Genomic DNA, 22,079 nt, shown 5'->3' with positions numbered 1-22,079 from the left:
CCTCGGTTCAGGCGACGGGTGTCGGCAGCGGCTTTCCGTCCATCTGCGCTTCCAGATTCGCCCGCATCAGCGCGCCCATGGCCTTGCGCGTCTCCACCGTGCCGGACGCGGCGTGGGGCTGCAGCACCACGTGGTCGAAGGTCGCGAATTCCGGGTCGATGGCGGGTTCGTTGTTGAAGACATCCAGCCCCGCCGCCGCGATGCGCCGTTCGCGCAGCGCCGCGAGGAGCGCGGCCTCGTCCACCACCGATCCCCGCGCGACGTTGCAGAACATCGCGCCCGCGGGCAGCGCATCGATGGCCGCCTTGTCCACCAGGCCCCGCGTCGCCGCGCCGCCGGCAGCGGAGACCATCAGGATGTCCACATTACGCGCCATCGCGGCGGGCGTGGGATACCAGGCATAGGGCACGTCCTTCATCTGCCGCGCGCTGTAGCTGATCGGCATGCCGAAGGCCTCGCAGCGCCGCGCGATGGCGGCGCCGATGCGGCCCAGCCCAACGATGCCGATGCGCTTGCCCCAGACGCGGGTGGTCAGCGGGAAGCTGCCCCTGGACTTCCAGGATCCGTCGCGGACCCACGCGTCGGCAGCCGGGATGCGCCGGGCCGCGGCCAGCAACAGGCCGATGGCGAGGTCGGCCACTTCTTCGGTCAGCACGTCCGGCGCGTTCGTCACGCGGATGCCGCGCGCCTTCGCGGCCTCGACGTCGATCAGGTCGTAGCCCACGCCGTAGCAGGCGATGATCTCGACCTTGGGCAGCGCGTCCATCAGCGCGGCATCGGCGCCGATCTCGCCCTTGGTTGAGATCGCGCGGATCGTGTCCCGCCCGCGTGCCAGCAGCGCGGCCTTGTCCTCGGCCGCGTAATAGAGGTGCAGGTCGAAGCGCTCGCTCAGTGCCTCGAGGTCCCAGGCCGGCAGCTCGCCGACGATGAGCAGGCCAGGCTTGGTCACGCGATCTTCCCCCCGAGCTCGTCCTCGACATGGACGCGGATGATCTCGTCGAAGCTCTTCTCCGCCTTGAAGCCCAGCGACTCCGCACGACCGGCGTCGAACTGCCGCGGCCAGCCCGCGACGATCTTGCCGATCGTCTCGTCGGGCTCCCGCCTGATCAGCGCCACGGCCTTGTCGCCCGCGACGCGGCGCAGCGCCTCGATCTGCTCGGCGACCGTCGCGGCGAGCCCCGGCATGGTCAGGTTGCGCCGCGCGCCCATCGGTGCCGTGTCCAGCGTCGCGGCATGCACCAGGAACGCCACCGCCGCGCGCGGCGAGGCATGCCAGTGCCGCACCGTGTCGGGCACCGGCAGCACCGCGGGCTGGCCGACCAGCGGCTCCCGCAGGATGGAGCTGAAGAAGCCGCTCGCGGCCTTATTCGGCTTGCCCGGCCGGATGCAGATGGTGGGCAGGCGGATCCCTACGCCGTCGAAGAAGCCGCGGCGGGAGTAGTCCGCCAGCAGCAGTTCGCCGATCGCCTTCTGCGTGCCGTAGCTCGTCAGCGGCGTCGTAAAGAACTCGTCGTTGATGGCGTCCGGGAAGGGCGCGCCGAAAACGGCGATGGAGGAGGTGAAGACTACGCGCGGGTTGTAGGGCTGCTTCAGCCCCTGCTGGCGGATGGCCTCGAACAGATACCGCGTGCCGTCGAGGTTGATGCGGTAGCCCTTGTCGAACTCCGCCTCCGCCTCGCCCGAGACGATGGCGGCGAGGTGGAAGATCAGGTCGGGGCGGGACGCCACCATCTTCGCGGCCTCGCCGGGCGCGGAGAGGTCGGCGGCGACCGTGGAGGAGGAGATGTGGTCCGGCGCCTCGGGCTCGATCACGTCCACCAGGCTGAGGCGGCGGATCGGCTTCCCGCCGATCGCGCCATCCCTGGCGATGCGGGCGACGAGCTTGCGGCCGACCATGCCGGCGGCGCCGATGACGAGGACGTGCATCTTCCTTCCCCTACCTCTTCAGTCCTGAAGCCCTCTCCCCCGCCTATGGGGGAGAAGGTTGGGTGAGGGGGACGTGACGGTGAAGGATCCCGTTCTTCGTCCTGCGCGCCCCCTCACCCATCCCTCTCCCCCCTGCAGGTGGAGAGGGCAAGAAGTCACAACGCGCCGGCGGTCTGCGCGCCGGCTTCCTCCGCCGTGATCAGGCGGTTCTCGAACCAGAGTGCCGCGGCAACCCGCGACATCGCCGCCCCGTCATGCCCGATGCCGGCGACAGGCACCAGACGCCAGTTGCAGGCGGTGTTGCGCCTTGCGGCCTCGGCCTGGCCGGCCTTGAGGTAGTGATGCGCGCGGGCGAAGCGGTGTGGGCCCTGGGCGATCGCCTCGGGCTGGGATGGCAGGGACGGGCCCTGCGTCTCGGTATCCTGGTCGCCGGCGAGAATCGTCAGGGGATAAGCCAGCAGCTTTACGAGTTCCTGGTGCGTCACGCCGATGCCGCCGAGGCCCGCGGGGAAGCGCGTGTCGAGCGTCGGCAGGGAATACCAGCCGGCATTGCCCGCGATCACCGCTTCCAGCGCATCGTGCTTCTGCGTGGAGAGAAGCCGGTGCGCAAACTGCCCGCCGGCGGAATGGCCGAACAGATACGCTCTCGCCCGACGCGTCACGCCCGCGGCCTGCAGCGCCGCGAAGACGCGCAGCGGGATGGCGTAGGCCCAGGAGTCGCGCGGGCGCACGCGATCGCCCTCCAGCACCAGGCCGTTGTTGTAGTGCTCGGCCTGTGGCCAGTGCAGCGCGACGAAGGTGGGTGCGACCAGCAGCAGCCCGTGGCGGTCCGCCGCCGGGATCCAGAAGTCGCGGTATTCGTCGCCGTTGCGCAGCATGCCGTGCTGGATCAGCACGACGGGGCTGTCGGGCGTGAAGCCCTCGGGCCGGTAGCAATGCAGCGTGACCGGGCGCTCGGGATCGCAGGCCGGGTCCAGCCAGGGGATCGCGGCGCGGCCCGGTGCGGACAGCGCCGTCGCAAGGTCGGGGGTCACTCGGGCCTGATTTCCTGGGCGAGCGTCGTCTGGTCCATGCGGCCCTGGTATGTCAGGCCGCGGCGGAAAGCCCAGACGGCGCTCTCGAAATGAATGGGGATGACCGCCATGCGGTCCAGCGCGACGCGGCTGGCATCGCGCAGCAGCCCGTCGCGCGCGGCGTCGTCCATGGTGGTCAGCGACGCCATGGCCGGGCGGTCGAACTCGGCATCCGACCAGCCGCTGTAGTTGCTGGTGCCGACGCCGCGGTCGCGATCGGTGGTCACCATCCAGGTCCGGAAGAAGAGCAGCGTCTCCTCCGCGCTCGCCGACCAGCCGCCCATCGGGACGGAGAAGTCGCGCCGCGCACGACGGGTGAAATAGACGTTGGACGGCATGGCATCCACCTCCGTCCGGACGCCGATCCGGGTGAAGTACTGTGCCAGGGCCTGGGCGATGCGGCCGTCATTGACGTAGCGGTTGTTGGTGGCGTGCAGCGTCACGCTGAAGCCGTTGGGATAGCCGGCTTCGGCGAGCAGCACGCGGGCGCGGGCAGGGTCGTAGGGCAGCACGGGCAGGCCCGGGATGATGCCGCGCATGCCGTCCGGCAGGAACTGCGCGGCGGGCGTCGCGAGCCCGTCCATGATGCGCTGCGCGATGGCGTTGCGGTCGATGGAGAGCGACAGCGCCTGGCGCACGCGCGGATCGCGCAGCGGGTTTGGCCCGTTGCCGCCGTTGACGAAGGGCGCGGGCTCGCGCTGGTCCATCTGAAGGAAGATCAGCCGCGTGGTCGGCGCGACGGCAAGGCGGACATTCGCGTTATCCCGCAGGCGCGGGATGTCGGCGGTGGCCGGCGCCTCCACGACGTCGTGGTCGCCGGCGAGGAGGCCTGCCATGCGCGGCCCGTTCGCGGTCACGGGCTGCAGGCGAACGGTCTGCCAGGTCGGCTTCTCGCCCCAGTAGTCATCGTTGCGGACGAGCTCGCTGGCGCCGCCGCGGCCGAAGCTGCGCATCCGGAAGGGGCCGGTGCCGATCGCAGCACCCCCGTCATTGAACTGCGCCAGCGTCGGCCAGGGCCCCTGGCCGCCGCAATTCGTCGCGGGATCGAAGGCGATTGGCCGGTCCGCCACCAAGCCGCGCGGGATGATGCGCAGCGCCGACAGGTCGGAGGGCAGCAGCGGCTCCGGCTCCTTCGTCGCGATGACGACAACGTCCGGCGATTCGGCCTCGACGCGCGCGAGGCGACGGACGGTGGCGGAATAGCTGACCGCGAGCTCGTTCTCGTTGTTCAGGATCCGGCAGTAGGAGAAGACGACGTCGGCCGCGGTGAAGGCCTGCCCGTTGTGGAAGCGCACGCCGGGGCGGAGCCGGAAGACCCAGGTGCGGTCGTCACGGCGCGACCAGGACACGGCCAGCGAAGGCTGCGCCTTCAGCCGGGCGTCGAGCTCGACCAGCGATTCGAAGACGTGGTCGTGCAGCGTCGAGTTCGGCGCCGCGGCGTAGTGGTGCGGATCGGCAGCGGTCGGCTCGGCAGCCATGGCGATGCGGAGCGTCTGGGCCTGCGCGTGGCCCGCGAGCAGCAGGCACGCGACACCAGCAGCCAACCAGTTCCGCATGCACTCCCTCCTCCGCACCGCGCTCGCCTCCCTCGCTTGCCGGGGGAGCGAGGCTCCCGTGCGGATCATGGACTGCCCGGACCGGCGCGTCACGTCACCCGGATGTTCCGGAACTGCCAGGGATCGCTGGCGTCCACATCCTCCGGGAAGAGCCGCCCGCGGTCCTGCAGCGGGGTCCAGTCGGAATAGACGCCGACGACCTCGCCGAGATAGGGCGCGCAGATCGCCAGCACGCGGTCGAAGTCGATCTCGTCGGATTCCACCACGCCGCGGCGCGGATTCTCGATCGCCCAGATCAAGCCGGCCAGCACCGCGGCCGTCACCTGCAGCGACGTCGCGTTGTTGTGCGGGGCGACGCGCCGCGCCTCCTCGATCGTCAGGCGCGAACCATACCAATAGGCGCCCTTCGCGTGGCCGAGCAGCAGGACGCCCAGCTCGTCCATGCCCGAGACGATCTCGTCCGTCATCAGCCGCTTCTCCGGCTGCATCTCCCAGTTCTTGCCGGCGAGCTCGTGGATGGACAGCACGGCGTCGTCGCAGGGGTGGTAGGCGTAGTGCACGGTCGGGCGGTAGCGCACGGACCCCTCGGCATTCCGCGCGGTGTAGTAGTCCGCCATCGAGATGCTCTCGTTGTGCGTGATCAGGAAGCCGTGGAACGGGCCCTCGAGCGGTGTCCAGCTCCGCACGCGCGTGCTCGCGCCCGGCCTCATCAGGTAGATCGCGGCGTCGCAGCCGAAGCCGTGGCGGTGGCCATCGGGCGGCAGCGCCTTCTCATGCGTCCCCCAACCGAGCTCCGCGGGCTGGCTGCCCTCGCCCACGAAGCCGTCCACCGACCAAGTATTAACGAACTCGCCGGGCTTCTTGGGATGGTTCCCGACCTGGGTGTCGCGCTCCGCGATATGGATGACCTTGACGCCGAGCCTCTCGGCGACCGCGGCCCAGGCCGCGCGATCGGCGCTCGGCGGCGGCGTCGCGATCGGCGCGCCGGTGTCGCGCGCGATGTCGAGCAGCGCCTGCTTGACGAAGTGGCTGACCAGGCCGGGGTTGGCGCCATGCGCGGTGACGGAGGTCGGGCCGCCGAGCGCCGCCTCGCGCAGCGCGATCGCCTCCTCGCGCATACCGTAGTTCGACCGCTGCGAGGGCGTGAGCGCGGGATCGGTGTAGCCGCCGGCCCAAGGCTCCACGACCGTGTCGAGGTAGAGCACGTCGAGCTCTTGGCAGAGCTTCATCAGCTCCACCGAGGAGACGTCCACCGACAGGTTCAGCAGGAAGTCGCCCTTCGACAGCCGCGGCACCAGCAGGTCGCGCATGTTGTCGCGCGTGACGGCCTGCTCGACGAAGGCGATGCCGTACTCCGCCGCGACCTCGCGCCCGCGCGGCTCGGCGGTCACGATGGTGATCTTCTCGGCAGGCAAGTCGATGTGGCGCAGGATCAGCGGCAGCACGCCCTGGCCGATCGAGCCGAAGCCGAGCATCACCAGGCGGCCATGGAAGGCGACATGCTTCATCGCAGAGAAAACTCCTATCGTGGGGACCGAGGGCCGCTCACGCGGCCTTCGTCATCTCGTAGCCCGGCGTCATCAGCAGCGGCGCATCCGCGACCTCGACGATGCCGGCCTTGTCGAAGCCGTTGAAGGCGGTGCGCAGGCTCGCGCCATAGGCGCCGAGCTGTCCCACCTCGATCCAGTCCCCCTCGGCCACATCGGCCGGCAGCAGGAAAGGACCCGCCATCCGGTCCGCGCTGTCGCAGGTCGGGCCGAAGAAGGCAAACGGCAGTTCCGTGGCGCTGCTGTCGCGCAGCAGCCGGACGGGGAAGCGGAAGCCCGGCGCCCCGGCATCCGACAGCGCGCCATAGACGCCGTCATTGACGAAGAGCTCGAGCCCCCGGCGGTGCTGCACCTGCAGCACGACGGAAGTGCCGGCAGCGACCAGCGCGCGCCCCGGCTCGGCCCAGAGTGCCAGGCCCTGCAGCCTGTTCGCCTTCACCGCGTCGGCGATGGCGCCGCAGAAATCGGCGAGCGGCGCCGGCACGATGTCGGGATAGGCGACAGGGAAGCCGCCACCGACGTCGAGCAGGTCCACGGCGACCCCGGCCTCCCGGATCACCGACGCCGCCAGCGCGATAGCGCGCGCATAGGCCGCAGGCTCCAGGCACTGGCTGCCGACATGGAAGCTGACGCCGAGCATCGCCGCATGCGGCCGCGCCGTGCGCAGCAGCGCCACCGCGTTGGCGGGCTGCGCGCCGAACTTGCCGGAGAGGTCGTACATGGCACCGCCCTTCGGCAGCGCGAGCCGCACGACCAGGCCCCTGCCCTCCCCGGTCTCCTCCAGCAGCTTCGCCAGCTCCTCCGCGCTGTCGAGGACGAAGTCGCGCACGCCATGGCGCTGCCAGGCCTCGCGGATCGCGCCGCGCGGCTTGACGGGGTGCATGAAGTGGATCGCCGCGTCCGCGAACATGCTGCGCACCAGCCGCACCTCGCCGATCGAGGCGCAGTCGAAGCGCCGCACACCGCCGCGCCACAGCGCGCGCAGCACCGCGGGTTCCGGGTTGCACTTCACGGCATAGAGCGTCTCGCCGGGGAAGGCGGCCAGGAAGGATCGCGCCGCGTTCTCCATCACGGCCGGGCGCAGGCAGTGCACCGGCTCCTCCGGGCGCAGGCGCGCGATCAGCGCGTCCACGGAGCGGGGAAGCTTCTCGGCGGTTCGACGCGGGCCGCTGACGGCGCCGCGGAAGCGGATGTCGGTCATGGCAGGAGTTCCGGACGCAAGGTGGCGGGACGCCCCGCCGCCGCGGCCCGAAGGCGCGGCGGCGGGGAAGGAGGGAGCCACGAGGCAACCTGTCGCGGCCCTCCGTTGCCGGAGCGCCGCGCATGGGCATCGCGCAGGCATGACGGCTCGCCCCGTTGCGGGGTGCGGCCGTCACGCCGGGCGGATGGCCTCAGGCGCTGGCTGGATCGCGAGTGGGACTCGCGCCGCGGCGATCAGGCGACACAGGTGGCTCCCTCGAACCTTCCGGCCCACTGGCGACCGGACTGAGCAAGAGACGCGTCCCGTCGTTGCTTGTGGCCCTTCAGCGGGCCTCGCGGCACGTGCGATGGCGTCGGAACGCCGGGCGGGGGCAGGCCCCCGCACCGACGGCCGGATAAATAGCGGCGGTCCTCCGGGACTTCAAGCAGTTTTTCGGCGGCCTCTCGCGGCCTCGCGGCGGGTCGCCTGCTCCTTCGAAGGAACGCCGGAAGAGTTACCGTTCATGACACTCACCCCGCCCTGCAGAGATACTCCCAGGCCACCGTCGCCGCGGCGAGCGCGGTGATTTCCGAGACGTCGTAGGCCGGCGCGACCTCCACCACGTCCATGCCGCGGAAATCCAGGCCCCCGATCCGGCGCAGCACCGCCTGCATCTGCCACGACGCCAGGCCGCCGACCTCCGGCGTGCCGGTGCCGGGCGCGAAGGCCGGGTCGAGCGCGTCGATGTCGAAGGAGAGATAGGCCGGCGCATCCCCCACCACCTCCCTCACCTTCGCCGCCACGGCGGCGGGCGAGGTGTCGTGCACGTCCAGCGCCGACAGCACCGTCACGCCGCGCGAGCGCGTCCAGTCCATGATCTCGGGCTCGACCGGCGAGCGGATGCCGATCTGGATCATGCGGCGCGGGTCCACCACGCCCTCCTCCAGCGCGTGGAAGAAGGGCTGCCCGTGGGAGAATCGCTGGCCGAAGCTCTCGGGCCAGGTATCGAGATGCGCGTCGAAATGCACGAGCGCGAGCGGCCCACCGACCCGCTTCGCCAGCGCCCGGAGCAGCGGCAGCGAGATGCCGTGCTCGCCCCCCAACGCGACCAGGTGCTCGTGCTGCGCGGCCTGCTGCTCGATCAGTGCCAGAGAAGCCTGGAGGTCGCCGAGTGCCAGGGTGAAGTCGCCGACATCGGCGAGCGGCAGGGCGCGGGGATCGACGCGCGTCGTGGGATGCGAGCCGTCCACCAGCATGCGCGACGCCCGCCGGATTGCCGCCGGCCCGTCACGCGTGCCGGCGCGGTTTGTGGTGCCGAGGTCGAGCGGGACGCCGGCAATGGCGATCGCCCCGGCATCCCTCAGCGGCAGGCCGAGGAAGCCGGGAGGGGTGGCGAAGGTCGGGACCAGGGTCATGGCGCGCAGCCTGCCCCGATCGGGCGCCCCGGCGCCAGTCAGATCAGGTCACGCCCTGACGTCCATCGCGCTGCGCAGCCCGTCGCTCAGCAGGTTGAAGCAGATGCTTGTCGCGAAGATGCAGAGCCCGGGGAGAATCGCAATCAGCGGCTGGCTGTAGATCGCCGTCCGCAGCGTATTCAGCATCAGCCCCCACTCCGCCTCCGGCGGCCGCGTCCCGAGTCCGAGGAAGGACAGGCCCGAGGCCAGGATCATGGAGACGCTGATCAGGCTCGTCGCATAGACGAAGACCGGTCCCAGCACGTTGGGCAGCACATGCACCCGCACGATGGACAACGCCCCTGCCCCGGTCGCCCGCGCGGCCTCGACGTAATCGAGATTGCGGACGGAGGTCGTCGTGCTCTCCGCCACGCGGATGATCTGCGGGATGAAGACCAGCGTCAGCGCGAACATCGCGTTCGACACGCCGGGCCCCAGCGCCCCGCTGACCGCGACCGCCAGCAGGACCGAGGGGAAGGCGTAGAACACGTCGGTGGTGCGCATGATCGCCATGTTCACCCAGCCCCCCGCGAAGCCCGCAAGTACGCCGAGCGCGCCGCCGACGGCGAAGGCGATCAGCACCGGCGTGATGCCGAGGAACCAGGACAGCCGCCCGCCATAGAGAAGCCGCGTCAGCATGTCCCGCCCGAGTTCGTCCGTCCCGAGCGGATGGTTAGGGAAGCCGATGGGGCGCAGCCGCCGGATCATGCTGGTCTGGAAGGGATCATGGGGCGCGATCCAAGGTGCGAGCAGGATCGCGACGAACATGGCCAGCAGGATGCCGCCGCAGACCAGTGTGACGGGATCGCGCGAGAGGCGGCGCGCCACGCCGTGCCAGTAGCCCCGCGCACGCGGCGCCGGCGTGGCGGCGCCCGGGACGGCTTGCGGCATCGGCGTCATGCCCGCCGGATCCTGGGATCGAGCAGCGTCTGCAGTATGTCCACCGCCAGGTTCAGCACGACGAAGAACAGCGCCAGCACCAGGATCGTGCCCTGCAGCAGCGGGATGTCGCGCTGGAAGATCGCGCTGTTCAGCAGCAGGCCCGTGCCGGGCCAGGAGAACACGGTCTCCACCAGGATCGATCCGCCCATGAGGTAGCCGAGCTGCAGCCCCATCACCGCGAGCACGCCGGGCGCGGCGTTCTTCACGACATGCCAGGCGATCCCGCCGCGCCGCAGCCCCTTGCCGCGCAGCGTCGTCACGAAATCCTGGCCAAGAATTTCGGCCACCGCGCCGCGGACGGTCCGCGTTACGATGCCCATCGGGATGACAGAAAGCGTGACGGCCGGCAGGACGAGGAACCTGATGTGCTCCCAGTCCGGCGCCCAATCCGCGGAGCTGCCCGGTCCCGCCCCCATCGCGGGCAGCAGGCCGAGCGTCACGCTGAACACCACCACCAGCACCATCCCCAGCCAGTAATGCGGCACCGACACGCCGGCCGAAGCCAGCCCGACCGCGAGCTTGTCCACGACGGTCCTGCGCAGCGCGCCGGCTATCGCGCCGAAGGTCATGCCGAGGGCGAAGCCGATCGCCGACGCCACCAGCGCCAGCATCACGGTGTTGCCGACGGCCGCGCGCACCTCGTCCAGCACGGGCCGACCGGTGCCGAGCGACTTGCCGAGATCGCCATGCAGCGCGCGCCAGACCCAGATGCCGAACTGCTCGGGCAGCGTGCGATCGAGGCCGTAATCGCGGCGGATCTGCGCCACCACCTCGGCCGGCGCATCGGCCGGCGCGATGGCGCTGACGGGATCGCCCGGCGCGATATGCACCAGCAGGAAACAGACCAGGCTGACGGCGAGTGAGATCGGCACGGCGTAGAGCACGCGGCGCAGCAGATAGGTCAGCATCGTCAGGCCGCCTCCGGCACCATCAGACAGCGTGCGGCGCGGCCGGGCTGGGGCCGCCGAGGTTCGGGCGCGTGCGTCAGGCAGGACGGCTCCGCATAGCCGCAACGCGGCGCGAAGGCGCAGCCGCGCGGCAGCTGTTCCAGGTTCGGCGGGGCGCCGGGGATGGTGGCCAGCGGCTTGCCGCGCATCCTCGCATGGACGGTGGCTTCCAGCAGCCCCTGCGCATAGGGGTGCAGCGGGGATCGCAGCAGGGCGGAGACCGGTCCCTCCTCCACGAAGCGGCCGGCATACATGACGGCGATGCGGTCCGCGACTTCGCTGGCAACGCCGAGATCATGGGTGACGAAGATCACGCCCATCCCGAGTTCCTGCTGCAGCCGGCGCAGCAGCAGCAGGATCTGGATCTGGACGGTGGCGTCCAGCGCCGTGGTGGGTTCATCGGCCAGCAGCAGCTTCGGCCGGCAGGACAGCGCCATGGCGATCATCGCGCGCTGGCGCAGGCCTCCCGACAGCTCATGCGGATAGGCCGCGAGGCGACGCTGCGCCGAGGGGATCTGCACGAGTTCGAACAGCTCCAGCGCGCGGCGTTCCGCATCGGCCTGGCTCACGCCGCGCTCGTGGCGGCGGATCGTCTCGGTAATCTGGCGGCCGACGGTGAAGACGGGGTCGAGCGCGGTCATAGGCTCCTGGAAGATCATGGAGACGACGCCGCCGCGGATGTCCTCCATCTTCCGCTCCGACGCGCCGGCGATGTCGTGCCCGGCGACGCGGACTGTGCCGGTCATCTGCGTCCGCCGCGCCGGGTTCAGCCGCATCAGCGCGCGCAGCGTCACCGACTTGCCCGATCCGGACTCGCCGAGGATGCAGAGCGCCTCCTGCGGCGCCAGGTCGAAGTCGACGCCATTGACCGCATGCACCGTCGCATCGCGGGTGACGAAGCGGATTTGGAGGTCGCGCACATGGACCAGCGGTTCGGTCATGCCGCAAAACGCTCCGCGGCCGAGTGCCCGCTGCCAGGCGTGACCATCAGGCAGGCCGCGAGCTGGCCGCCCGGCGCCGGCGCCAGCGGCGGGATGACCTCGGCGCAGACGCCCTCGGCCAAGGTACAGCGCGTCCGAAAACGGCAGCCCGAGGGCGGGTTCACGGGGTTCGGCGGATCGCCGGTCAGCGGCGGTTCCTCGCGCCGGCGGTCCGGATCCATGGACGGGCGGCTGTCCAGCAGCGCCGCGGTGTAGGGATGCGCGGCCGCGGCATAGATCGCCTCCATCGGGCCGATCTCGACGGCCCTGCCGAGATACATCACCAGCAGCCTGTCCGCCATGTACTGCACAACGTTCAGATCGTGGCTGATGAACAGGTAGGTGAGGCCGAAGCGCTCCTTGAGTTCCGTCAGCAGGTTCAGCACCTGCGCCTCAACCGACTTGTCGAGCGCGCTGACGGGCTCGTCCAGGATCAGCAGCCGCGGCCGCAGCGCCAGAGCGCGCGCGATGTTCACGCGCTGCCGCTGCCCGCCCGAAAGCTCATGCGGATAGCGCCGCCCGAACTGCCCGGGGTTCAGGCCCACGGCTTCCAGCAGTTCCTCCGCGCGCCGCAACGCATCGCGTTTCGCGACGCCGTGCACGGTAGGGCCGAAGGCGATGGAATCCGCGATGGTCAGGCGGGGGTTGAGCGAGGCGTAGCTGTCCTGGAAGACCATCTGCACCTGACGGCGGTATTCCTTAAGCGGCATCTCGCGCGATCCGACGACGCGGCCGTCGAAGACGACCTCGCCCGCGCTCGGCTCAATCAGCGCCATAATCAACCTAGACGCCGTGGACTTGCCGCAGCCGCTCTCGCCGACCAGGCCCAGCGTCTCGCCCTTCAGGATGTCGAAGTCGAGCCCGTCCACCGCGCGGACGACGCCGCCCTTGCCTTTCAGCGGAAAGTGCCTCGCGAGGCCGCGCACGGATAGCATCGGCTGGGCGGGCCCGCCCAGGTCGGGCAGCGCCGGCAACACCAGGTCGGACATGGTCAGGACAGCGTCGTCAGGTCCTGGAACCAGTGCTGCGCCTGGACATAGCCGCGCACGTTCCGCCCCAGCACATGCGGGTTGGTGTCGTGCACCACAAAGACCAGCAACGCCTGGTCCACCACGCGCTCATGCACGCGGGCCATCAGCCGGTCCTGCTCCGCGGAATCGAAGCTCTGCATGGCCTGGTCGATCAGCGCATCGGTATCGGCGTCGCGGTAATGCGACCAGTTCACCCCTGTCGGCGCGATCTGGTTGGAGTGGAAGAAGCGTACCAGCGCGTAGAGCGGATCCGACGTCACATAGGCCACGTTGTTCGCGGTGATCCCGCGCATCGACTCATGCGCCGCGCCGTTCCGCCAGGCGGTGTAGAGCACCTCGAGCTCCACCGGCTGGAACTCGACCGCGATGCCGACCTCGCGCCAGGCCTGCTGGATGTATTCGTTCATCGGCATCGAAAGCATCTGACCCGACCCGCCGGTCGCCACGATGAAGCGCGTGCGCAGCGGGTTCTGCGGGCTGAACCCGGCTTCCCGGATCAGCCGCCGCGCCTCGTTCGGGTCGTACTTCACCTGGAAGCTCGGATTGCCGAACCACGGCGAGGAGCGGTCCACCACGCCCTCGGCCGGCTTCGCCAGCCCGTTCAGCAGCTGCACGATGTCGGCGCGGTTGATTGCGAGGTTCGCTGCGCGGCGCAGGCGCAGGTCGCGCCACGGCGAGCCGTCCAGCAGGCTCAGATGGTAGTTCCAGACATGCGGCGTGACATTCTCCACCAGCCGCATTCCCGCGCGCTGCAGTTGGGGGACCATGTCGAGCGCCGGCGTCTCGATCATGTCCACCTGGCCCGAAAGCAGGGCATTGGTGCGCGTCACCGCATCCGGCGCGCAGACCAGCACGACGCGATCGACCTTCGGCACACGGTTCGGGTGCCAATAGGCCGTGTTCTTCACGAGCTCCGCGCGTTCCCGCGGCACCAGCCGCGCCAAGCGGAAGGGTCCGGTGCCGGACGGCTCCATCGCGAAGCGCTCCCAGCTCCGCCCGACCTTCTCGTATTGCGCCGGGGAGGAGACCAGGAACCACAGCAGCTGGTACGGGAACAGGCTGTCCACGGACTTCGTGGTCAGCTCCACCGTCGTCGCGTCGACCTTGCGCCACGACGCCAGAGAGGGCAGGCGCGGGCGGACCTGCGCGGCCTGGCGCTGATCGAAATGCGGCGCCTGCGGGTTCATCACCTTCTCGAAGTTCCAGATCACCGCGTCGGCGTCGAAGGCGGAGCCGTCATGGAAGGTGACGCCGGTTCGCAACCGCAGCACCCACTTCTTCCGGTCGGCGGGATCGGTCTCCCAGCTCGTCGCGAGACCCGGCACCAGCTTCCCCGGGCGGTCCGCGACGTCCATCTCCCAGGCGATCAGCGGGTCGTAGATGGAATGGCCGGTGAACTGATAGGCGCCGGCACCGCGGTCGGGCTGGCCCGTGGTCTGCGGGATGTCCGCCATGGAGATGCCGTAGCGGATGACGCGCTCGGCCTGGGCCTCGGCGGGCGTCGGTGCCCAAATTCCAGGCAGGACGGCAAGGCCCGAAGCGCCCATGAGGGCGCGGCGCGACAGCGACATGACGAACTCCCGGTGTTGGTGGCCCCGCGCTTCGCAGGCGCGTGCCCCGCGCAAGGCAAGGCGCGTGCCACCAGCAACCGATTGCGTCGAGGCGCCGGCTACCCCTCCAGCGTCGCGTCCAGCGTGATCTCCGCGTTCAGCACCTTGCTGACCGGGCAGTTCGCCTTGGCCGCCGCGGCAAGCTCGTCGAACTTCGCCTTGTCGATGCCAGGCACCTTCGCGCGCAGCTGCAGCGCGATGGTGGCGATGCGCCAGCCCCCGCCTTCCTGCTGCATCGTCAGCCTCGCCGTGGTGGCGAGTTCCTGCGGGGGATGCCCGGCGCCGGAGAGCTGGAAGGCGAGCGCCATGGAGAAGCAGCCGGCATGCGCCGCCGCGATCAGCTCCTCCGGGTTCGTGCCCTGCCCATCCTCGAACCTTGTGTGAAAGGAATAGGGCGTCTCGCGCAGCGTCCCGGACGGGGTGGTCAACGTCCCCTGCCCATCCTTCCCCGCGCCCTGCCACTTCGCCGAGGCCTCGCGCCTGATCGTCGCCATCGCTCGCTCCCTTGCTTCCGAGGACGGGAAGCGTGACAGGCGCGGCCGCGTGCCTCTAGCCTCCCGCTCGATGCCTCACGACCTCGTGGCCGGGCCCGGGCCCTGGACGCCGCCCCTCGCCGAGCCGCTGCCGCGCGCGCTCTGCACGGATTGCGGCCTTTCCCGCACACCGATGGCCAAGGCCTGCGGCCAGGCCTGCCAGTTCCTCCGCCCGGACTACCCCGCGCTGGAGTCGCGCGTGCATGGCCGCGCGCGTGACCCCGACCGGCCGGACGAGCTGCATTTCGGCCCCTTCCGCCGGATGCTCCGCGCCGCCATGTCCACCCCGCGGGAAGGCGCGCAATGGACGGGCATCGCGACCCGGCTCGGCGAGAGGCTGCTCGAGACCGGTGCGGTCACCGCCGTCCTGGCCATGGCCGCCGACCCCGATGACCGCTGGAAGCCGCGCCCGGTCATCGTCACCGACCCCGCCGACATGGCGGCCTGCCGCGGCATGAAGATGGGCTTCGCGCCGCTGCTGGCGCTGCTGGAACCGGCCGTCGCCGCCGGACATCGCCGCATCGCGGTGATCGGCATTCCCTGCCAGGTCCACGCGCTGCGCGCGATCGAGGCGGAGCTTGGCCTCGATCGCCTCTACGTCGTCGGCACGCCGTGTTCGGACAACACGACCACCGAGATGTTTCACCGCTTCCTCGACCTGCTCGATCCCGACCCGGCTTCCGTCACCTACCTCGAGTTCCGCGCCGATTTCCGCGTCGAGATCCGCCACGCCGATGGCCGCGTCCGCACCATCCCCTTCCTGCAGCTGCCGATCAGCCGGCTGCCGTCCGACTTCTTCCCGCTGACCTGCCGGACCTGCGTGGACTACACCAACGTGCTGGCCGACATCACGGTCGGCTACATGGGCGGCACGGGCGCGCAGTGGCTGCTGGTCCGCAACGAGCGGGGGGAGGAACTGCTCCGCCTTATCGAGCCCGAGACGGCGCTCTCCGCGCCCGCCTCCTCGGGCCGGCGCGCGGGGTCCGTGAAGGGCTTCATCGCCAACACCGAACGGGCCGCCGGCGGGCTGCCGCTGCGCCGGATGCCGGGCTGGCTGCGCCCCCTCATGAGCTGGCTGATGCCGCGGGTCGGGCCGAAGGGCCTGGAATTCGCCCGCACGCGGGTGGAGATGAAGGCGGCGGAGTCGGTCCTCTATCTCCGCCAGATGGCGCCGCGGCGGCTCCGCAGCATGGTCCCGGCGCATGTCTGGGCCCTGGTCGCGCCCTATGGCCTGGCGCCGCGCGATGCCGAGCAGCCGGTCAGGCCGCCCCGCGGCTAATGACGGAAATTTCACAACTTTGTCCCAGGATCGGTGCCAACGGGCCGGTCAGTGGACGGAAGCCAAGTGTCAATTCGCGTCAGAGTTGCTGATCCCGCGAGAAAAACTGCTATGAGGCGTGGCGGAGCCCGGGTCCGCACGCAGTCGCCTGCGCCCCGAGCCGAAAGGAGAGGCCCCATGCCGACGGCACGCCGCCGGAGCCTGCCCGCGATCCTCCTCGCGCTGCTGCTCGTCTGCCTGGGCGGGCCCGCCGTCGCCGCCGACCCGCCGCTGCGCATCAAGGTCATCGGCGGCCTGGCCGATGTCAGCCAGTTCGTCCGGTTCGAGGACCCCTTCTGGCGCCAGCGCATCCCGGAGATGGCTGGCGGCCGCATCGCGGTGGAGATCGCCCCTTTCGACCGCAGCGGCATCCGGGGTCAGGAAATGCTGCAGCTCATGCGCCTCGGGGTCGTGCCCTTCGGCACGGTCATCCTGCCCATCGCCGCGACCGAGGAGCCCGAGTTCAACGCGGTGGACCTGCCGGCGCTCTCGCCCGACATCTCGACGCTGCGCCGCAACGTCGCGGCCTATCGCCCACACCTGGAAGAGCTGCTGCGCGACCGCTACGGGATCGAGCTGCTCGGCATCTACACCTATCCCGCGCAGGTCGTGTTCTGCGCGCGCGCCTTCGGCGGCCTGAACGACCTGCGCGGACGGCGCGTGCGCACCTCCTCCGTCAGCCAGTCCGAGCTGATCGAGGCGCTGGGCGGCACCGCCGTTGTCACCCCCTTCGCGGAGATCATGGCCGCCTTCCGCGCCGGCACGGTGGAATGCGCGATCACCGGCACGCTGTCCGGCCACGCCATCGGACTGTTCGAGGCGACGAGCCATGTCCACACCATGGCGGTCAGCTGGGGCCTTTCGATCTTCGGCGCCAACGTCAACGCCTGGGCCGCGCTGCCGCTGGACATCCAGACCCTGATCCGCGAGGGCGTCGCCGACCTCGAGGGCCAGATCTGGGAAGCCGCTGACCGCGAGACCGGCGAGGGCCTGGCCTGCAATGCCGGCCTGCCCGCCTGTTCGCTGGCGCGCCGCGGGACGATGCAGATCGTCCCCGTCAGTGCCGCCGACGCCGAGCGGCGGCGCCAGCTGCTCGACCAGGTCGTGCTGCCGCGCTGGGTCGGGCGCTGCGGGCCGGATTGCGTGGACGCCTGGAACACCCACCTCGCGCCGGCCGTCGGGCTGCGCGCGCGCGCCGAGTAGCAGCCCGCGCCGATGTACACGGCCCGCCGCCTCCGGCTCGCTGTCATCGGCGCCGTCTTCCTGCTGCTGCTCGCCCAGGTCTTCGGCACCGCCCAGCTGGTGGACCGCTCGCGCAACGCCGCCCTCGGCGCCGCCGCCGACACCACCCAGCGCGTCAGCCGCGCGGTCGAGGCCTCGATCAACCGCAACTTCGTCCAGGTGGACGCGATGCTGGCGGGCCTGCCTTCCATCCTCGCGCCCTATATCCGCGACGGCCGGCTCGACGCCAACGCCGCGGGGCGGGTGCTGCGGGAGCTGAACAACCAGAACTTCACCTTCCGCGACGTGCTGCTGGTCGGCGCGGACGGCATGCCCGTGACCTCCGCGCTGACGGTCTCGCGCCGGCGCCCGCTGCCCCTCCCGCTCGGTACCGGCTTCGTCGAGACCGGCCCGAGCGCCGGCGGCGTCGCGATCGGCGGGCCGGTGCGCAACCCCGCCACCGGCGAATGGGCGCTGTTCTTCGCGCGCCGCGTCACCTTCCCCGGCCTCGGCACGCTCACCGCTGTGGCCGAGGTGCCGGTGCCGGTCGTCAGCGCCCTGCTCGGCGCGGGCGGGGATGCGCCGGGCATGCGCCTGACGCTGGAACGCGAGGACGGCACGCTGCTCGCCGCCCAGCCGCATGACGAGATGCGGATCGGCCAGAAGCTGACGCCGGTCGCCGCCCAGCTCGGCACCATGGCCGAGCCCGTCAGCCGCCTGACCGGCGCGCCGGCGATGCTGGCGATCCGTCCGACGCTCTATCCCACGCTGTCCATCGTCGTGACCTATGAGGACGACGCCGCGCTGGCGAGCTGGCGGCCCGACCGGGACCGCGCCCTCGTCGCCTCCGGCGCCTTCGCGCTGCTGGTGCTGCTGCTGGCCGCGGCGCTGCTGCTGTGGCTGACGCAGCGCGAGCGGATCGAGGCCGAGCGGGCAGCCTGGCGCGCCCGGCTCGAGAACGCGCTGGAGAGCATGTCGGACGGCTTCGTCATGTTCGGCCCCGACGACCGCCTGATCGCCTGCAACGAGACCTACAAGACCTTCTACAAGATCTCCGCCCCGTTCATCCGCCACGGCGCGCATTTCCGCGACATCCTGCGCGAGGGCGCGCTGCGTGGGCAGTATCCGCAGGCCGGCCCCGACATCGAGGCCTTCATCAACGCGATGGACTACTGGCGGCATTCCAACAACCCGCCGATCGAGCGGCTGCTGCCCGACGGGCGCTGGGTGCTGATCACGGAGCGTTCGACGCCGGACGGCGGCACCGTCGGCATCCGCACCGACATCACCCAGCTCAAGCGCGCGATGGAGGAGCTGGCCGGCGCGCGCGACGCCGCCCGCGCCGCCGGCGAGGCGAAGAGCCAGTTCCTCGCCCGCATGTCGCACGAGCTGCGCACGCCGCTGAACGGCATCCTCGGCTTCGCGCAGGTGCTGCTGCGCGACCCCGCGCTGACGCGCGACCAGCGCGAACAGGTCGCGACGCTGAACGAGGCGGGCAAGCACCTGCTGGAGCTCGTGAACAGCCTGCTGGACCTCTCGAAGATCGAGGCCGGGAAGCTCGACCTGCGGCCCGAGCCGACGGCGCTGCGCCCGCTGCTGGATGGTTGCGCGGGGCTGCTGGTGCCGGAGGTCGCGCGCAAGGCGCTGCGCCTGACGCTCGATGTACGCCCCGGCACGCCGGCGGCGGTGGAGGCCGACGCGACGCGGCTGCGCCAGCTGCTGCTGAACCTGCTGTCGAACGCCGTGAAGTTCACCCCGCCCGGCGGCGCGGTCAGCCTGCGCGCCATGCCCGGGCCCGGCGGCGAGGGCGTCCGGCTGGAGGTCGAGGACACCGGGCCGGGCATCCCCGCGGACAAGCGCCACCTGCTGTTCGAGGATTTCTCCCAGCTCTTTACCCTGCCCGGCCAGGAGATGGCGGGCACCGGGCTCGGCCTCGCGATCTCGGCGCGGCTCGCGGCGCTGATGGGCGGGCGGATCGGCTGCGAGGAGGCGCGGGCGGGCGGCGCGCTGTTCTGGGTGGACCTGCCGCTCGCCGCCGCGGAGCCGCCCGCCCTACCGCGCCTTGCGCCAGCGGAGGCGCCCGCTGACCAGCCGACGCGGCGCCTGCGCGTGCTCGTCGCCGACGACGTCGCGGCGAACCGGATGGTCGCGCGCGCCATGCTGGTCGCGGCGGGCCACGAGGTGGAGGCGGCGTCGGACGGCGCCGAGGCGCTGGAGGCCGTGCAGCGCACCGACTACGACGTGGTGCTGATGGACATGCAGATGCCCGTGATGGACGGGCTGGAGGCCGCGCGGCGCATCCGCCGGCTGCCCGGCGCGAAGGGCGGCGTGCCGATCCTGGCCGTCACCGCCTCCGCCCTGCCCGAGCAGATCGCGGCCTGTCGCGAGGCCGGCATGGACAGCCACCTCTCGAAGCCGATCAACCGCGAGACGCTCCTGTCCCTGGTCGGCACGATGGCGGAGGCGCGGCAGTCGCTGCCGGCCGCGGCGGAGGAGACGCTGCCGGCGGTCGAGGCCGCGCTGCCGGCGGTGCGGCGACGCGACGCCAGGCCGCTGGTTGCGGAAGGCGCGGCCGACTGAGGCCGGAGGTCAGGGCAGCGAGGCGACCCGGTCCTCCAGCATGGCGAAGAAGCGCCCGGCGTCGAGCGTCTCCATCAGCGTGACATTGGCCGGCAGCTTCAGGCGTTCCCAGCGATCGATCACGGTGCGGCCGCGCGACGGGCCGGAGGCGAGGTCCATCGCGCAATGCGCTGATTTCGCGCCGAACAGCCCGGGATCGATCGCCCAGGCGATGGCGCAGGGATCATGCAGCGGGAAGCCGCGATGGCCGAAGCGCTTCGAGGTCGGCAGGGCGCGGAAGATCGCGAGCGCCGCCCGCCAGCAGGCGCCGCCCTCGCGCCGCGCCATCGCCTCGATCAGCGCGGGGGTGACGAAGGCCTGGGCGGTCAGGTCGAGCGTCGCGATCGCGACCCGCGCGCCGAGGTTGAGCAGCATCGCCAGCGCCTCGGGGTCGTTCCAGGCGTTGAACTCGGCGGCGGGCGTGATGTTGCCCTCGGTCCAGGCGCCCGACATCAGCACGATCTCCGCGACGCGATCCAGCAGCGCGGGTTCGGTCGCGAAGGCGAGCGCCAGGTTGGTCACGGGGCCGAGGCCGATGACGGTGACGGAGCCCGGCGCGGCGCGGCGCAGTTCCTCCCGGATCGCATCCGCCGCGATGCCGGGCGCGAGCGGCGGGCCTTCCGGCAGCACGACGCCGCCGATGCCGTCATCGCCGTGCACCGCGGTCTCGGCGCGGAAATCCGCGAGCAGGGAGCGGTTCGCGCCTGCGACGATCGGTACGGCGCGCCCGGTCAGCCCGACCACGGCGCGGGCATTCGCGGTCGTGCGATCCAGCCCGACATTGCCGCCGGCGACCGTGACCAGCCTGACGTCCAGTTCCGGCGAGGAGAGCGCGAGGAACAGCGCGATGGCGTCGTCGGTGCCGGGATCGCAGTCGATGATCGTGGGCTTCGCTGTCATTGATGGCGCCTCCGATTCAGCTCCGCGGTGCTCGCCGATTCTCGGCTCCGCCCTCCGACCATCGGAGGCGTCATGCGAGCTCCGTCTCCACCAGCGAGCACCAGAACGCCGCGCCATGCGCCAGCGCGGCGTCGTTGAAATCGAAATGCGGGTTGTGGTGCCAGCCCTCGGGATGCGCGGGGGCGCCGGTGCCGAGCCAGCAATAGGCGCCGGGCACGCGGGCCAGGAACTCGGAGAAATCCTCGCCGGCGGTGATCGGGGGATGGTCGTCCATGACCGCCTCGGCCTGTGCCGCGGCCCGGACCATCACCGCGGCCTGAGCGGCGTGGTTCACCGTGGGCGAGAGGCGGCGGATGTAGCGCGGCGCCGCCTCCAGCCGGTGCAGCGTCGCGACGGCGCGCGCGATCTCCGTCAGTCGCGTCTCGATGCGCGTGCGCACCTCCTCATCCAGCGCGCGCGCCGTGCCCCTCAGGAAGACCTCGGCGGGGATGACGTTGGGCGCGGCGGGATTGCCGGCGGCGATGTGGCCGACGCTGACCACGGCGGTGCCGAGCGGGTCGGTCTCGCGCGAGGCGATGGCCTGGATCGCCTGCATGAAGGCCGCCGCAGCGAGCGTCGCGTCGGTGCCGAGATGCGGCTTCGCGCCATGCGTCCCCGCACCGCGGAAGGTCACTTCCCAGGTATCGGAACTCGCCAGCACCGGCCCCTTCGGCACGGCGATCGTGCCGAGCGCCAGACCCGGCAGGTTGTGCATCCCGTAGACAGCGTCCACGGGAAAGCGGTCGAACAGCCCCTCCTCCGCCATGACCTTCGCGCCGCCGAGCGACTCCTCGGCGGGCTGGAAGACCAGGTGGACCGTGCCCGCGAAGCGCCCGCGGTTCGCGGCGAGCCAATGTGCGGCGCCCAGCAGCATCGCGGTGTGCCCGTCATGGCCGCAGGCATGCATCCGCCCCGGCGCCTGGCTGGCGTAGGGAAGTCCGGTGGCTTCGGTCATCGCCAGCGCGTCCATGTCGGCGCGCAGCGCGATGGCGCGGTTGCCGGGCCGGCCTTTCAGCGTGCCGACGACACCGGTCCGCGCGATGCCCTCCGTTACCTCGAGCCCCAGGCCGCGCAGCATGTCCGCGACGAAGCGCGCCGTGCGGTGTTCCTCGAAGCCGAGCTCGGGATGGCGATGCAGGTCCTGCCGCCAGGCCGTCATCTCCGGCAGCAGCGGCTCGAGCGCCTCGGGCTTCGGCATGGGGC

At 71.2% G+C, this 22,079-nt stretch carries 18 protein-coding genes; 3 read left to right on the top strand and 15 right to left on the bottom strand.

Annotation, left to right across the window (positions count from 1 at the left end):
• Window positions 1-7: 7 nt before the first annotated feature.
• The 13 genes from ACLF3M_RS33350 to ACLF3M_RS33290 all read right to left on the bottom strand — a co-directional run bounded on the left by ACLF3M_RS33350 (window position 8) and on the right by ACLF3M_RS33290 (window position 14,740).
• A complete protein-coding gene (locus ACLF3M_RS33350; protein WP_430661336.1) occupies window positions 8-949 on the bottom strand; it encodes a 2-hydroxyacid dehydrogenase in 942 nt (313 codons plus the stop codon).
• Complete coding sequence (gene denD, locus ACLF3M_RS33345) at window positions 946-1,926, bottom strand: D-erythronate dehydrogenase (RefSeq protein WP_430661335.1); 981 nt, start codon at window positions 1,924-1,926, stop codon at window positions 946-948. Before denD ends, ACLF3M_RS33350 begins: the two co-directional genes overlap by 4 nt.
• 155 nt (window positions 1,927-2,081) lie before the next feature.
• On the bottom strand, window positions 2,082-2,960 hold the full coding sequence (locus ACLF3M_RS33340) for an alpha/beta hydrolase (protein WP_430661334.1): 879 nt from the start codon (window positions 2,958-2,960) through the stop codon (window positions 2,082-2,084).
• Window positions 2,957-4,555, bottom strand: a complete 1,599-nt coding sequence (locus ACLF3M_RS33335; protein ID WP_430661333.1) for an ABC transporter substrate-binding protein — start codon at window positions 4,553-4,555, stop codon at window positions 2,957-2,959. Before ACLF3M_RS33335 ends, ACLF3M_RS33340 begins: the two co-directional genes overlap by 4 nt.
• Window positions 4,556-4,644: 89 nt before the next feature.
• Window positions 4,645-6,063 (bottom strand): homospermidine synthase, encoded by a 1,419-nt coding sequence (locus ACLF3M_RS33330; RefSeq protein WP_430661332.1) that lies wholly within the window; start codon window positions 6,061-6,063, stop codon window positions 4,645-4,647.
• 37 nt (window positions 6,064-6,100) lie between these two features.
• The gene (locus ACLF3M_RS33325) at window positions 6,101-7,303 is read right to left on the bottom strand and encodes a type III PLP-dependent enzyme (RefSeq protein WP_430661331.1); all 1,203 of its coding nucleotides are present in this window, start codon (window positions 7,301-7,303) and stop codon (window positions 6,101-6,103) included.
• 509 nt (window positions 7,304-7,812) lie between these two features.
• Entirely contained in the window at window positions 7,813-8,697 is an 885-nt protein-coding gene (gene speB, locus ACLF3M_RS33320; protein WP_430661330.1) for an agmatinase, read from the bottom strand.
• A 48-nt stretch (window positions 8,698-8,745) separates the two neighbouring features.
• Window positions 8,746-9,636: an ABC transporter permease gene (locus tag ACLF3M_RS33315; RefSeq protein ID WP_430661329.1), complete on the bottom strand. Its 891-nt coding sequence runs from the start codon at window positions 9,634-9,636 to the stop codon at window positions 8,746-8,748.
• Window positions 9,633-10,586, bottom strand: coding sequence for an ABC transporter permease (locus tag ACLF3M_RS33310; protein ID WP_430661328.1), 954 nt, complete (start codon window positions 10,584-10,586; stop codon window positions 9,633-9,635). Before ACLF3M_RS33310 ends, ACLF3M_RS33315 begins: the two co-directional genes overlap by 4 nt.
• 2 nt (window positions 10,587-10,588) lie before the next feature.
• Window positions 10,589-11,566 carry an ABC transporter ATP-binding protein gene (locus ACLF3M_RS33305; protein WP_430661327.1) on the bottom strand — a complete coding sequence of 326 codons (978 nt, stop codon included), beginning with the start codon at window positions 11,564-11,566 and terminating at the stop codon, window positions 10,589-10,591.
• Window positions 11,563-12,594: an ABC transporter ATP-binding protein gene (locus tag ACLF3M_RS33300; protein ID WP_430661326.1), complete on the bottom strand. Its 1,032-nt coding sequence runs from the start codon at window positions 12,592-12,594 to the stop codon at window positions 11,563-11,565. Before ACLF3M_RS33300 ends, ACLF3M_RS33305 begins: the two co-directional genes overlap by 4 nt.
• A gap of 2 nt (window positions 12,595-12,596) precedes the next feature.
• Window positions 12,597-14,207, bottom strand: a complete 1,611-nt coding sequence (locus ACLF3M_RS33295) for an ABC transporter substrate-binding protein (protein WP_430661325.1) — start codon at window positions 14,205-14,207, stop codon at window positions 12,597-12,599.
• A 98-nt stretch (window positions 14,208-14,305) separates the two neighbouring features.
• Window positions 14,306-14,740 (bottom strand): OsmC family protein, encoded by a 435-nt coding sequence (locus tag ACLF3M_RS33290; RefSeq protein WP_430661324.1) that lies wholly within the window; start codon window positions 14,738-14,740, stop codon window positions 14,306-14,308.
• Window positions 14,741-14,810: 70 nt separating this feature from the next.
• On the opposite strand from ACLF3M_RS33290, the gene ACLF3M_RS33285 reads away from it, so the two are divergent.
• The 3 genes from ACLF3M_RS33285 to ACLF3M_RS33275 all read left to right on the top strand — a co-directional run bounded on the left by ACLF3M_RS33285 (window position 14,811) and on the right by ACLF3M_RS33275 (window position 19,898).
• The gene (locus ACLF3M_RS33285) at window positions 14,811-16,058 is read left to right on the top strand and encodes a Coenzyme F420 hydrogenase/dehydrogenase, beta subunit C-terminal domain (protein ID WP_430661323.1); all 1,248 of its coding nucleotides are present in this window, start codon (window positions 14,811-14,813) and stop codon (window positions 16,056-16,058) included.
• A 177-nt stretch (window positions 16,059-16,235) separates the two neighbouring features.
• The gene (locus ACLF3M_RS33280) at window positions 16,236-17,300 is read left to right on the top strand and encodes a TRAP transporter substrate-binding protein (RefSeq protein WP_430661322.1); all 1,065 of its coding nucleotides are present in this window, start codon (window positions 16,236-16,238) and stop codon (window positions 17,298-17,300) included.
• Window positions 17,301-17,312: 12 nt separating this feature from the next.
• Entirely contained in the window at window positions 17,313-19,898 is a 2,586-nt protein-coding gene (locus ACLF3M_RS33275) for a response regulator (protein ID WP_430661321.1), read from the top strand.
• Window positions 19,899-19,907: 9 nt separating this feature from the next.
• Here ACLF3M_RS33275 and ACLF3M_RS33270 read toward each other — a convergent pair whose 3' ends face one another.
• Together ACLF3M_RS33270 and ACLF3M_RS33265 are read right to left on the bottom strand one after the other, a co-directional pair.
• Window positions 19,908-20,837 (bottom strand): nucleoside hydrolase, encoded by a 930-nt coding sequence (locus ACLF3M_RS33270; RefSeq protein ID WP_430661320.1) that lies wholly within the window; start codon window positions 20,835-20,837, stop codon window positions 19,908-19,910.
• A gap of 70 nt (window positions 20,838-20,907) precedes the next feature.
• Complete coding sequence (locus ACLF3M_RS33265) at window positions 20,908-22,074, bottom strand: M20 aminoacylase family protein (RefSeq protein WP_430661319.1); 1,167 nt, start codon at window positions 22,072-22,074, stop codon at window positions 20,908-20,910.
• Window positions 22,075-22,079 lie beyond the last annotated feature (5 nt).

It is taken from the genome of Falsiroseomonas sp. HW251 (assembly GCF_050563545.1).
GTDB lineage: Bacteria > Pseudomonadota > Alphaproteobacteria > Acetobacterales > Acetobacteraceae > Falsiroseomonas.
This window is presented reverse-complemented; position numbering and strand designations above follow the sequence as displayed.